9 protein-coding genes are annotated in these 13,440 nt (G+C 57.9%); 2 read left to right on the forward strand and 7 right to left on the reverse strand.

Going from position 1 to position 13,440, the window contains the following annotated elements; translation table 11 throughout:
• Positions 1–288: hypothetical protein (locus tag WC683_16330; GenBank protein ID MFA4974177.1), on the forward strand; the 288-nt coding region annotated here is incomplete at its 5' end.
• A 14-nt stretch (positions 289–302) separates the two neighbouring features.
• Here WC683_16330 and WC683_16335 read toward each other — a convergent pair.
• Entirely contained in the window at positions 303–1,775 is a 1,473-nt protein-coding gene (locus tag WC683_16335) for a glycosyltransferase family 39 protein (GenBank protein MFA4974178.1), read from the reverse strand.
• Between WC683_16335 and WC683_16340 the strand changes: the two genes are divergently transcribed.
• Positions 1,674–1,910, forward strand: coding sequence for a hypothetical protein (locus WC683_16340; GenBank protein ID MFA4974179.1), 237 nt, complete (start codon positions 1,674–1,676; stop codon positions 1,908–1,910). The two genes, WC683_16335 and WC683_16340, sit on opposite strands and share 102 nt — an antisense overlap.
• Before the next feature lie 32 nt (positions 1,911–1,942).
• Here the strand turns inward: WC683_16340 and WC683_16345 are convergent, their stop codons facing one another.
• The 6 genes from WC683_16345 to WC683_16370 form a co-directional block, all read right to left on the reverse strand.
• Positions 1,943–3,598 (reverse strand): tetratricopeptide repeat protein, encoded by a 1,656-nt coding sequence (locus WC683_16345; GenBank protein ID MFA4974180.1) that lies wholly within the window; start codon positions 3,596–3,598, stop codon positions 1,943–1,945.
• Positions 3,595–5,262 carry a tetratricopeptide repeat protein gene (locus WC683_16350; protein MFA4974181.1) on the reverse strand — a complete coding sequence of 556 codons (1,668 nt, stop codon included), beginning with the start codon at positions 5,260–5,262 and terminating at the stop codon, positions 3,595–3,597. The genes WC683_16345 and WC683_16350 overlap by 4 nt, the downstream gene beginning before the upstream one ends.
• Positions 5,262–6,935 carry a tetratricopeptide repeat protein gene (locus WC683_16355; protein MFA4974182.1) on the reverse strand — a complete coding sequence of 558 codons (1,674 nt, stop codon included), beginning with the start codon at positions 6,933–6,935 and terminating at the stop codon, positions 5,262–5,264. Before WC683_16355 ends, WC683_16350 begins: the two co-directional genes overlap by 1 nt.
• The gene (locus WC683_16360; GenBank protein ID MFA4974183.1) at positions 6,932–8,146 is read right to left on the reverse strand and encodes a S41 family peptidase; all 1,215 of its coding nucleotides are present in this window, start codon (positions 8,144–8,146) and stop codon (positions 6,932–6,934) included. The genes WC683_16355 and WC683_16360 overlap by 4 nt, the downstream gene beginning before the upstream one ends.
• A gap of 16 nt (positions 8,147–8,162) precedes the next feature.
• Positions 8,163–9,833 (reverse strand): hypothetical protein, encoded by a 1,671-nt coding sequence (locus WC683_16365; GenBank protein ID MFA4974184.1) that lies wholly within the window; start codon positions 9,831–9,833, stop codon positions 8,163–8,165.
• A gap of 52 nt (positions 9,834–9,885) precedes the next feature.
• The coding region (locus WC683_16370; GenBank protein MFA4974185.1) for a hypothetical protein at positions 9,886–13,440 on the reverse strand (3,555 nt) is incomplete at its 5' end.

The following is a 13,440-nucleotide window of genomic DNA, read 5'->3' on the forward strand; positions in this document are numbered from 1 at the left end:
ATCTATCCTTCTCCTGATTATCCTTACGTTTCCTCGGGGCGGCTCATCGGCGGCATCCTCATTCCCTTTCTTGCACTCTATGTCGCCGGCCTCGGCCGGATACTTTCGTTCCTGCGTTTCAGGACAGGAGCTCTTGCCGTCGTGGCCGTCCTCGCCGTTATGATCGCTATAGGAGACGGTATTCTCACGGCAAATGTGGCGGGCAGCCGCGCCAACTTCTTCCATATGCTGGGGCGCTCCAATGCGGCGCTTGCGCCGTCCGAGGCGATAGGGAACCCGGGGAATTGATCCAAATTTTTATCTCATCTTTTCCCAGAGGGATTCAACTCGAACAACATGATGGAATCTTCCGATTGCGGCCCTCGTCTCTTAGCATCATCTCCCCAATGATACTCAGTCAGATAAGGAGAAATGATATCAACTACCCCGAAGACTCGATAGCGCTCAGGCCAGAAAGCATTGAACCAACGATCTATGATTGGCTTTGAATCAGACGGCAGCGAGAACCATGACTCAGGTATTCCCACCAATACTATGAATCTGGGTTTGGATGCCTCGATGCGTGAAATCATATCCTCCTGCATTTTGAGGGAATATTTGTGAGATTCCATTAAGGGATAAATGAGGATATACGGAGTGGCAGAAAGTCGGCGCGCATAGAAATATATCTGCGGTTCCGAACCCAGGACCGCAATGCGGTCGCTTTCTTCGCTGTGGTTGCGGATATATTCGGCGATTTCAACCGACTCAGGAAAGGGATCTGAGCCGTATGTGTCACGACAGGCTTCGATCGGCGTCATTGTGAACAGAAACGCCCGTTGCTGTATGGCTGTTAAACCCAAAGCGCCGACAAAAAATATGATTGCAACGAGCTTGGCCCTTTTCCTGGTAGTGAAACGAGAGAAGGCGCGCGCCATGGAAACAAACGCCATGCCGGCCAGCAATGAAACCGCAGGGAGCGCCTGGATGAAATGGTGATGACGAAAGGTCAAGCCGGGGAATATCGAGAGCAATGAAAAGAGGACAAATGCGTAGAGGAATCCGGCCTTGGATCGAACCTTTGCGTCCCATAATGGTGCTAGAAGCCCTGCGATCGCGGCAATCCATAATAAAGCTGAAGGCGCTACGACATTTATCAGCGCCTCTGGCAAGCAGCTCAGACCTTGCCATAATCGGATCATTGATCCGTAGGCGAGCGCGTAAGTGACCGTCCAGAACCAGAACTCCCGGAAGGCCCCGGCCAGAGAAAAAATTATGACCGTGATGAAGTAGGGGGTCGCCGCCGAGATAACGAAGAGCGAGAATCCGGCGACGGCGCGCCGCTTTATGACCGGGTCCCTGCGAGACTCGCTCCATAGGACTGAGAGACCGCCGAATGCTATGAAAATTATCGCGGGCTGCTTCATGAGGAAGGCCAAACCAAGCAGGAGGCCGCCCCATATTATGGGAATCAATCTGCCGGAATCGGCGGCCTTGAGAAGCATGAGTACGCCTCCTAGGGCGAAGAGGACTACGAAGTGGGATGCATGGCCTGCCGAGCCCAGGACCGGCTGACCCACCGACAGGATACTGTAAGTTGCCGCTGCCGCCGCGCCTGCATATGCGCCGAAGAGGCGCTTGCCCAGCAGGAAGACCATGACGATCGCGGCTGCGTTTACCAGCAACAGGCCGAAATGGATCGCCTCGGTGCTCTGGCCGAAGAGGGCCATGATGAGGGCGTAGGCTGCTCCCACGCCCGGGAGCTTCATGTTGTAGACGTCGAGATACGGGACCATGCCGCGGAGGATGCTCTGCCCGATATATGCGTATTCCCCTTCGTCGCGCTCCAATGGTATCGACAGAAGACGCAATCGGATCACCGCTGCGAAAAGGACTGCTGCGGCGACTCCAATCCATGCGAGGCTCTCTGAGCGATTTGCGCTCGCATATTTCTCCTTTGGTTTCATTTGAACGGTTCTCCATGAGTCTTCAAGAGCTCCTGGGCTTTTGCGCGGCTCTCGAGCGCCAGATCGGAACGTCCGGTCCGTTCGTAGAACTTAGCCAACTCATCCCAAACCGTGGCCGAGGAGGGAGCGACCGCGAGTGCCGCCTTGAGGTCCGCCTCCGCGGCTGCGGGATCGCCGGCCGCGAGCCGTATTTTTGCTCGACACAGGTAGCCTTGGGGAAAATCAGGGAAAACGCCGATCGCGTCATCCGCGATTTTAATCGCCGCCGCTATGTCGTTTTTGGCCAGCGCGATCTCAGCGAGTCTCACGCGCGCTAGCAATCCCACGGCGTTGCCGGAGCGCGAGGCTAGCTCGTAACGCTTCGCAGCGTAGTCCAGTTCGCCCCTATTTTGGTAAATTGCGCCGATATTGTAGATGGCCTTTGCATTCCTAGGATTTATGCCGATCTCGGCGCTCCATAACGACGTCTCATCGAGAAAATCACGGTTGCGTATCGCGGTCCTGACGGATGTGACCGCTATGATGAGCAAGAGCAACGCGATCACCGTTCGCCGCCGCTCTCCGAAGAGGTCGTTCATCCCCCGCACCATGAAGAGCGCCAGTCCGATGAGGGGCGCATAGAGGAAGCGATCGCTCACAAAGGCGTTGATAGGGACTATGTTGAGCACGGGCAGCAGCGAGATATAAAACCAAGCCTGGCCGTACGTATAGACAGTGGATATCTTCCTGAGACGAATAGCGCCAAAGAACACCGCTGAGAGGGCGGCGGAGGCGGCGAGGCTGCGCCACCCGAACAGGACCTCATTGGCCGGCTGCGCATGGCTCACCGTCATGCGCAGAGGAAAAATCGCCAGTTTGAGATAGACCGCCGACGATTGCACGATGGTGAGCAGGTGTGAGGCGAGTGATCCTCCATGCATGCCCGTCTGAGCCACCCTTCCAATGATCTCCCACCGGGCGAGGACATAGAGACCGGCTAGGATGGTGAATGGGACGACGATTTCGGCTATCCTATGGGCGCGCGCCTTTTGTCCGGGGATGAGGATGATGGAAATGAAGATGAGAACAGGCAGCACGATCGCCGACTCTTTGGAAAGGAGCGCCGCTGCAAAGAGTAGGAGGCCGGTTGCGATGAGCCACAATCTCCTGGCGGAAGATGTCGTCTCCGACGCCTTCAGCGCGAGAAGAAGGCTGGGCAAAAGAAACGCCAGCGCGAGAGGGTTGGAGCGGCTGGCGATGAGAGTCACGGACTCCGCTTGCGCCGGATGGACTGCAAAAATCGCCGCAGCGAGTGCGGCCATCAACTCGTCGCCGAGCGCACGGCGGGCCAGGAAAAAGACAAAGACGGCGCATAGGGCATGGAGGGCGATGTTGACGGCATGCCATGGGCGCACGTTGAGACCGGCGAGTCGGTAGTTGATCGCTAAAGAGATGGTCGTTAGCGGTCGCCAGACGTGGTATCGCAGGATGTCCGAGCGCGTCGTCCTGCCCGGGTCGAAGAAAAAACCGCCGAAGTTATCCAGTGTTTTTATGCCTGAATTTTCCGTTATGAAGTCGGGATCGTCGAACACGAATTCGCCTGAAAGGGTGTTGGCAAAGACGGCCAGGGTCAGCCCGATAATAAAGGTTATGATTGCCGCCTTTTTTATCATCGCTCCCCCGATATCCCGAAAGCCGGATTGAGACCGGATGCCTGCTCCCTCTCTTTTTTCGCCTCCTCAGGTCGCGAGGTCTTGTCGTAGAGCTCGGCCAGGGAGGCGTGCACATAGTAGAACTCAGGGTCGAGCTTGAGGGCGATATTGAGCAGCTCTTCGGCGCGCGCATAGTCGCCCTTGTAGTTCATGAGCAGCCGCGCTTGAAGGATGTAGCCGTGAGGTCTGTGCGGATATAGCTTCATCGTCTCTTCGTTGATGATCATGGCCCTATCGATCTCGGCGCGTTCCTCCATGATGTTGGCCAAATTGATCATCGCGGACAGGCCGTTGGCGCTGGGCTTCGGTATGGTCTTGAGATAATATTTTATCGCCGCGTCCTCAAGGCCGCGCTCATCATACTCATAGCCTAGGCTGTACATGGCCCTGCTGTTCGCAGGATCGACGCGCGCGACCGATTCCCATAGCTGTATGGGGCCGGCCCAATCGCGATTTCGCACTACGGTCCTGACCGAGTAAAGGACGATGAGGAGCAAAAGGAACGCGATTGCAGCGCGCCTCCAAGGGATGAGCGCGCCCACGTCATAAGCCCCCTGCACCATGAAGATCGCAAATCCTATGATAGGGACATAGAGCATTCGCTCGTCGGTGAACGTCCTTATCGGCACGATGTTAGCGGCCGGAGAGAGGGCGATGAAGAACCACGCCATGCCCAGGGGGTAGAGGAAGGAACGCTTCCGGAGCCGCAGCGGAAAATATATCGCGAGGATGATCGCCGAGAGCGCGACTCCGGTCAACGGGGCGAGCAGCGTATGATATGGCGGGATATAGTGGACTATTGTGAGATGGATCGGAGCGAACGCCATCGGCAGGTAAGAGGCCATCGTCCTTATGGCGAAGAGCGTGTGAGTGAAGAGACCTCCTCCGTGCAAAGAAAGTTGTCCCACCTGCCCCATGATGTGGGTTCGCACCAGCAGGAAAACGATTCCGGCCGCGACAAACGGAGAAAGCGTTAGAACGCTCCGCCGGAGCCTGGTTTTATTCTCCTCTGAAGGGACAAAGATGCACCACGCAAAGATGAGCGCCGGCAGTACGATGCCTGATTCTTTGGAGAGCATGGAGGAGATATAGAGGATGAGGCTTGCGGCATATAATGACCAAGACCTCTTGCGGTCACTCCACTTCAAATACGCCAGCATCGCAAACAACATGAACATCAGCGACTGCGCGTTGCCGCGCGCCGATATCCAGCTCACTGCCTCTACCTGAGCCGGGTGGGTCGCAAAGATCGCCGCGGCCAGCGCCGCCTTTGTCTCGCTGCCCATGGCTCGTCTGAGCAGGAAGAATACGAGGATGGCGTTCATCGCGTGTAGAAAGATGTTTGTCGCATGATACGGAACAGGGTTGAGTCCGAAGAGGGCGTAGGTGAGGGCAAAGGACATTGTCGTGAGAGGCCGATAGATGTCGAATTGCAGCTCCTGGGTGGATGTGCGCGATATGTCGGTGAAAAATGTCTCGGGGTTTGAGAGTGTGCGGATCCCCTGGTTATCGCGCACCGTGTAGTAGTCGTCGTACAGCAATTCCCCGCCGTAGACGTTGGCGTAGACGTCCAGGGTGAGGCACAGGAGAAGGAGGATGTAGATGGTCGATCTCTTCATGTTCATCACGGCCCCATCGGGGTAAGTTCGTTTATGGGATTCATCTGAGAGGCTTTTCTCGAGTATTCCTCCGCCTCCGCTTGCCTGCCGGTGATCCTGCATAGCTCCGCCATGGCAAAGGCGGCGTGATATGACTCGGGATTTTGATTCATGGCAGTGAGGAGCATCGCCTCCGCCGCCTTGAATTTACCCGTGCCGAGATAGAGGGCCCCCTCCGTGATATAAGGCAGAGATTTATAAGGGTAGAGTTTCATGTTGTCGGCGTTAAGCGCGAATGCCTTTTCGATGTCGCCTTTCTCGATAAACCATCTCACTATGTTGTTTCTCGCGTACATGTCTATCTCGCCGTAATTTCCCATGGCCTTGAGAAAATAAGCAATGGCCGCATCCTGATCGCGCGTGAGCGTGTGCTCCACGCCTATGTTGTACAAGGCTGTCCTGTTGTCCGGATCGACACGCAGCGCAGCCATGTTGATCGTGTAAGGACTTTGCCAGTCAAAGTTGCGCGACACGGTCATGGACGAGAAGACAACCAATATCAGAGAGAGGATGGCGACATTCGCGTTGCGCAGGCGGAGCCGCGGGGCCAGATCGAAAACAGCCTGCGTGATCACCAGAGAGATGCCAGCTATGGAGAGGTAGAGGAAGCGCTCTGCAAGAAATCCCCTGATGGGCACTATGTGAATGACCGGCGCAATCGCGATGAAGAACCAGGCCGCGCCCAGGGTGTAGATGGGGGAGCGCTTGCGCAGGCGAATAGCCATATAGACAACCGCAATGATTGAGGAGAGGCACAACCCGCTTGTGATTCCGTAAAGGTCCTGAAGGGAAGTGAATGGAGAGTCGTATTCCGTGGTGAGACCGGCGGGGAAGAACGCAAGCCATAGATATCGGGCGGCGGCCTGTACGGCGACGACTGCTTGCGCTGGGCCCCCGATCGCCTCTTCCTGGCCCAGTTGACCGAGGATATATGTGCGGATGATCAGGAATAAAGCCCCGAGCAGGAAGAACGGGAGCAGCGCCTGAAAATCGCGGCGTCTGTCATGCGATATTTTCTGCGGCATGATCAGCACCCATACCAAAAGGAGGGCAGGGAGGACGATCCCGTGCTCCTTGGAGAACATGGACAAGACATAAAGGGCGAGCGCTGCAACATAGAAGGTTCGTGAGCCTCTGTCGCCGTCTCGCCATCTCGCAAAGGCAAAAAAAGACAACAACAGGAAAAAGGTGTACTGCACGTTGCCGCGTCCGGATATCCAGCTCACCGCCTCCGTCTGGACAGGATGCACTGCGAAGATCGCCGCTGCGAACGCGGCCTTCAGCTCTCCCCCTGTAATTTTGCGGAAGAGGAAGAAGAGTATGACCGCGTTGAGGGCGTGCAGGATATTATTTATGAGATGATAGGGCAGGGGGGCCGTTCCGAACAAGAATCGCGTGACCGCAAAGGAGAGGACGGTCAAGGGCCGATAGACGTCGGATTGCAATTTGTTTGTTGCGGTTCGCACGGTGCTCAGAAAAAACTCCCCCGGCTCGGCGAAGGTTTCGATGCCGCGATTTTGAACCACAAAATAATAATCATCTCCTATGAAGTCGCCGCCCAGCGCGTTCGCATAAACCCCCAGCGCCAGGAAGAAGAGCAGCAGCGCAATCGCGCGCGTTGTTGTGAAGTATGTTTTCATCTTTTGAGCTCAGCCATGGCGGCGGCCAGCTGTTTATCCTTTGCCGTTCGCACGGACGGGTTCTCCTCCATGAAGGCCGCAGCCACTTCGGTCGGCTCCATGGCTACCTCCCTGTCCGGCGCTATGCCCGTGTTCTGCCAGGTGACGCCGTCGGGTCCGTATAGGGCCGCGGTAGTGAATTTCATCGTGTACCCGTTCTTCAGCTTCACCATTTTTTCCACAGTGGCTTTTCCAATGGTTCGTTCTCCGACGATGACCGCGCGCTTGTTTCCCCTCAGGGCGGCGGCCAGGATCTCGGAAGCCGAGCCGCTCTCCCTGTTGACCAGCACGGCCAGGGGCGTTTTCACATCTCCATCCGAGCCGGTCATGTAGCGCTGGGGGCTCCCGTCGCGGCCCACGGTGTAGAGGGCGATCGCGTCTTTTTTGAGGAGCTGGTCCGCTATCTGAAGGGCGTTCTGGAAGAGCCCGCCCGAATTGTTGCGCAGGTCGATTATCACTCCGCGGGCCTTCGTCTCTTTGAATTCGGCCATCGCGCGCGCGAAGTCGTCGGCCGTGGACTCGCTGAAATAGCGAAGCCGCAGCAGGCCGAAGCCATCTATCATCTCTCCCCTCACGTCGTCGATCTTGATCTCTTCGCAGGCGATGGCTGCGGACATCTTCTTTTTGCCGCGCTGGAAATCCAGCGAGACCAGCGTCCCGACCGGGCGCTGGATCATGTCGGCGATCTCGTTCGTGGATTTGCCCCTGAGCGAGACGCCGTCGATGGCTTCGATCACGTCCTTTGTCTTCATGCCGAGGCGTTCGGCGGGAGTGCCGGGCATTACGTCCGAGACGACGGCTGTGCCCTGGTTCGGGTCGTGCAGGAAGCGTATGCCTATGGAGCCGATCCTGCCGGCGATGTTCGAACGCACCAGCTTGTCGGTCTCCGGCGGCCATATCGTTGAAATTTCCTTGTTGTTGGCCGGCGATATCTGCCGCAATATGCCTTTGAGCGCTGAGAAGTAGGCGATTTCATCGTTGAGACCCGCGTTGTACGACTCACGCTTGAGTATATCGACCGCCTCATCGAAGGTGGCCTTGGCCTCCGGAAACGGGGCGGGGATGGCCACGTCTATGACGGGCGGCGTCGGCTTTTGCTGCGCGACCGAGAGGATGGGCGCCGTCGTTGCAGCGAGAAAGATCGCCATAACGAGAAAGATTGCGTGTCTCATCGTCGCATCTCCTTCCCTATTCCGCCCCGGTTATGCCGAACATCGGGTTGAGCTTAGAAGCTTTTTCCCGGTGTTTTTCGGCCGACTCAGGCCGCCCAGTCATGTCATAGAGATAGGCCAGGGCATCATGGACGTGGTAGGATTCCGGCTCCAGCTCAAGGGCGCGCAACAGCAGAGACTCGGCCCGCGCCAGATACCCCGAATTCAGCATGAGTATCCATGCCTGATTGATGTAAGCGCCGGTTCCTTCGGGATAGAGCTTGATGGCTTCGTTGTTTATGAACGTCGCTTCTTTTATCTGACCGCGATCCCTCAGGATCAGTGACAGGTTGACCATTGAGAACATTCCCGCCTTGTTGTTGCCGCGCATCCCTTCGAGATAATATCGCACGGCCTCATCGATATTTCCCATCCTGTAATTCTCGGCGCCAAGATTGTACATGGCTTCGTTGCTCGCCGGGTTCTCACGCGCCACGGATTGCCACAAGGGAATGGGGCCCGCCCAGTCGCGGTTTCGAACGACGGTCCGAATCGAGTAGAGGGCTACGAGGCACAACAGGAGCGCGATCGCAATCCGTCGCCGTCTGAAGATTGCGCCCAGGTCAAATGCGCCATGGGTCGCGATAATCGCAAATCCTATGATCGGCGCATAGAGGAGTCGTTCGTTTACATAGGTCTGTATCGGCAGGATGTTCATGACGGGAAACAATGTTATGAAAAACCACGCCAAGCCCAGAGGGTAGAGCCATGAGCGCCTTCTCAGCCGCAGCGGAAAATATATCGCGAGAATTATGGCGCAGAGCGCGACGCCGGTTGAGGGGCCGTAGAGTTCTTTGAGCGGGGGAGGGATGTGCTTGATCGTGAGCGCCACCGGCGCGATCGCCATTCGTATATATTCCGCCGTCGTCCGGATGGCGACGAGGCCGTGGGTGAAGAGGCTTCCGCCGTGCGGAGGCATCTGTCCCACCTTGCCCAGGATTTGGATGTGCCAAAGGATATAGCCACAGGCCACGGCAAAGAACGGGGCCAGCCGGACGAGGGGTTGTCTGAAGCTGCTGCGGTCCCCCGGCCGGTGCGCCCGGGGCGAAAGCGCGCACCACGCCAAGATGAGAGCGGGCAGCACGATCCCGGATTCCCTGGTGAGCATGGAGAGGAGATAGAGGATCATGCTTGCGGCATATAGCCAATACCTCTTTCTTTCTTCGTCCCATTTCAGATACGAGAGCATCGCGAGCAGCATGAAGAGCAGATGCTGCGGACCGCCACGGGCGGAGATCCAGCTCACCGCCTCCGCCTGCGCCGGGTGGACCGCGAAGATCGCGGCGGCCAGAGCCGCCTTTGTGTCGTCGCCCATGGCGCGCCGGAGCAGGAGGAATACGAGGACCACGTTGATCGCGTGGAGCAGGATGTTGATCGCATGATACGGGACAGGATTGAGGCCGAAGGCGACGTAGCTGAGGGCGAATGATATGGGGGAGAGCGGTCGATAGAGGTAGAACTGTATCTCCGTGTTCGAGATGCGCGAGGTGTCTGTGAAAAAATCGGCAAAATTCGAGAGCGAGTGCACGCCCGGATTGTCCGTTATCAGGTAGTAGTCGTCGTAGGCGAATTCCCCGCCGTAGACGTTGGCGAAGACGTCGAAGGTGAGGCACAGAAGCAGGAGGATGTAGATGGTCGTCCGCCTCATCGGACGTAAAAACTAACATAATTTCATGGAGATAGAAAAGGTTTTTTCAGTCTTATGACGGCGGCGGGCGCGGCCTTCTTCCAACGGCGTAACCGATGCCTGCCATGGCGAGCATGCCCCCGATCACGACCACGAGCCACCATGCCGGGATCGCGGCGGTCATGCCGGTTTCCGGCCTGGCGTCCTTGGGCTCGGTTACCTCGGCCTTGGGCGTAAGCCCCTGTTCCGCGAGTTTTTGCTCGATCTCCGCCAGCCGGAGCTCCTGTTTTTCCATAATCGTCGCGAGCTCTCCTGTGTGGGCCGAGGCTGCGTTGTTGCGGGATATGATGACGTCGATCTTGCATTCGTTCTTGTCGCACGGCTCGATCGCCAGGCCCAGGGTCGGATCGCCCATCTCGGCCCGCATGCCCTTGCCTGGCTTGTCGGAGCTGGTTATCGGGTCTCCAATGGTTATGGGCCCGTTTTCCGCGGTCACGTAGATCGGCACGCGGCCGGCCAGTGCGATCGCTGTCGCGTTTTTATCGTCTGGGTTGCCCATGACATCATAGGGGTCGGTTGAGACCACGCCGATCATCGTTCTATCCCTCGCCTTTGACGTCAGCTTGACGTTCTTCGGGTTGGCCGGGTCAAGGCTCACGAGCTGCGCTGGCTCAAGCTTCTCCTTTGAAGGATAATACTCGGCCAAGTCGGCGGCGGAGGTGCTGGCCCTGTACAGTCGGCCGTTGCTTGAATGCATCATCAAAACTCGCATGGAGGTGTTTCGCGCAGTGGTCGGAATAGATGCCGTGCTCGTGGACAGATAGAAAGCGCCGCTTCCCGACCACCCCGCTGTGCCGCGTATTGTTCCTGCCGTGATCTGGCTGCCGTCTATTGAAGCGATCTTGTTCGAAGTGATTCCGCCGGACAGCTTGTCGTTGGTGATTGCGCCGTTCGAGACAGCCGCCGAGGTGACCGCGCCGGCGGCTATCTTGGCCGAAGTTATCGCGCCGGTGCCTACCTTGGCCGAGGTCACTGCGCCGTTAGCGATCTTGATCGAGGTAACTGCGCTTGAGCCTAGTTTGGCCGAGGTCACCGCGCCTGAGGAGATATGGCCTGCAATTATCGCGTTAGTCAATATAGCGTCTGTGAATACAGAACCTTCCGCAAGCTTGTCGGATGTTATCACTTCCATGGCAAGTTTTTCATTCATCACCGCGCCGTCCGCGATCTGGACCGAGGTGACAGCGTTGGCGGCTATCTTGGCCTCAGTCACTGCGCCGGAATCGAGATCGTCAGAGCCTACTGCGCGAAAGGCGATATGAGAGGACTGAACGGCTTCGGAGGCGATCGCAGACGAAGTCACCGCGCCTTCGTGAATCTCGTTGTTGTCAATTACTGAACCCAGCTTCGAGATATTGCCGCCGACATGGGAATCCAGGATCGCGCCGGAGGCTATTGCAGGCGAGGTCACCGCGCCGGCGCCGAGGTGAGTTGAGGTTATCTGGCCCGTCCCTATATGATCGGCAGTTATCTCGCCCGATCCTATCTGTTCGCCTAACAAAGTGCCGTTCAATTTGCCTACATTGAGGGAGGTGATCTTTGCGTCCACCACTGCGCCGTCCGCGATCGCAGCCGAGGTCACCGCGCTGGAGGCGATCTTGGCCGAGGTAACTGCGCTGCTGGCAATGGCAGCCGAGGTCACCGCGCTGGCGCTGAGTTTGCCCGAGGTGACTGCGCTGTTGGATAGCAGGGCGCTGGTGATTGCGAGGGCATCTATCTCGGCGGTGCCGATCGTCGCGCCCAACTTCGATATGTTGCCGCCGACATGAGTATCCAGGATCGCGCCGGCGGCGATCTGTGCGCTGGTCAGGGTGCCTGAGAGCTTCGTGGTGCTCATGCCCACGATCTCGCCGTCCTCGATCGTAGCGCCCAACTTCGTGATGTTGCCGCCGACCTTCGCGTCCACCACCGCGCCATTGGCGATCTTGATTGAGGTCACGGCGTCAGAGGCGAGTTTGGCCGAGGTTACCGCGCCTGAGAGGATCTTAGCTGAGGTGACCGCGCTGTCGCCGAGCTTGGCCGAGGTTACCGCGCCGTTGATGATCTTGTCAAAAGTCACCGCGCTGGCGCCTATTTTGTCCGAAGTCACCGCGCCTGTGCCTAGCTTGGCTGCGACTATCGCTCCGTCTGCGATCTGTGCGCTGGTCAGGGTGCCGGAGAGCTTCGTGGTGCTCATGCCCACGATCTCGCCGTCCTCGATTGTCGCGCCCAACTTCGTGATGTTGCCGCCTACCTTGGCGTCCACCACCGCGCTGTTTGCGATCAAAGCGCTGGTGATTGCGAGAGCATCGATCTCGGCGGTGCCGATCGTCGCGCCCAGTTTCGAGATATTGCTGGAGAGCTGGGCATCCGGCACGGTTCCGGTCAACTTCGCGGCGTTGAGGGAGGCGATCCTGGCTTCATCGACCGTGCCGGTCAGCTTGGCAGCGTTCAAAGAGCCTATCTTGGCGTCCACCACCGCGCTGTCTGCAATCGCCGCCGAGGTCACTGCAAGGGCGCCGATCTTGGGAGAGGTGATCGCGCCGTTAGCGATTTTGACCGAGGTCACAGCCCCCGTATAAATCTTGGCGGAAGTCACCGAGTTGTTGGCAAGCTTGGTCGCCACCACGGCGACATCTGCGATTGCATCTGAGGTGACCGCGCTGGCGGCGATCGAAGGTGAGGTCACAGCTCCTGAGCCTAGCTTGGCTGCGACTATCGCGCCGTCCGCGATCTGAGCGCTGGTCAGGGTGCCTGAGAGCTTCGTGGTGCTCATGCCAACGATCTCTCCATCTTCGATCGTTGCGCCTAGCTTCGTGATGTTGCCGCCGACATGAGAATCCAGGACAGCTCCGGCGGCGATGCTATCTGACGTCACGGCGTTGGTATCGATTGCTCCCGCTGTTACCGCTTTTGCGCCGAGTTTGTCTGAGGTCACGGCCTCGGCAGCAATCTTGGTATCGACTATGGCGGCGTCTTCAATCTCGTCCTTGCCGATCGACGTGCCCAACTTCGTGACGTTGCTGGAGAGCACGCTGTCCGCCACGGTTCCGGTCAGTTTCGCGGCATTGAGGCCGGCGATGATCGACTCGTCAGCTGTGCCTGTGAGCTTGGCAGCGTTGAGGGAGGCGATCTTCGCGTCCACCACCGCGCCGTTGGCGAGGTAACCCGAGGTTATGGCTCCGGTGCCAATTCGTGCGATAGGCAGTGTGCCTACGGTCAGCTTGGCGGCGTTGAGGCCGGAGGCGATATTCGCGTCAGGTATTGACGTGCCCAGTTTTGTGATATTGCTCGAGAGTATGGTGTCAGCGACCGCACCGGTCAGCTTGGCGGCGTTGAGGGATGCGATCTTCGCGTCCACCACTGCGCCATTTGCAATCTGAGCGCTGGTCAGGGTGCCTGAGAGCTTCGTGGTGCTCATGCCAACGATCTCGCCATCCTCGATTGTCGCACCCAACTTAGTTATGTTGCCGCCGACCTTGGCGTCCACCACCGCGCCGGCGGCGATCAATCCGCTGGTGATTGCGAGGGATTCGATCTCGCTCGTGCCGATCGTCGCGCCCAACTTCGTGATATTGCTTGAAAGCAG

The sequence above is a fragment of the bacterium genome (assembly GCA_041648665.1).
In the GTDB taxonomy this organism is placed as follows: Bacteria; UBA10199; UBA10199; order 2-02-FULL-44-16; family JAAZCA01; genus JAFGMW01.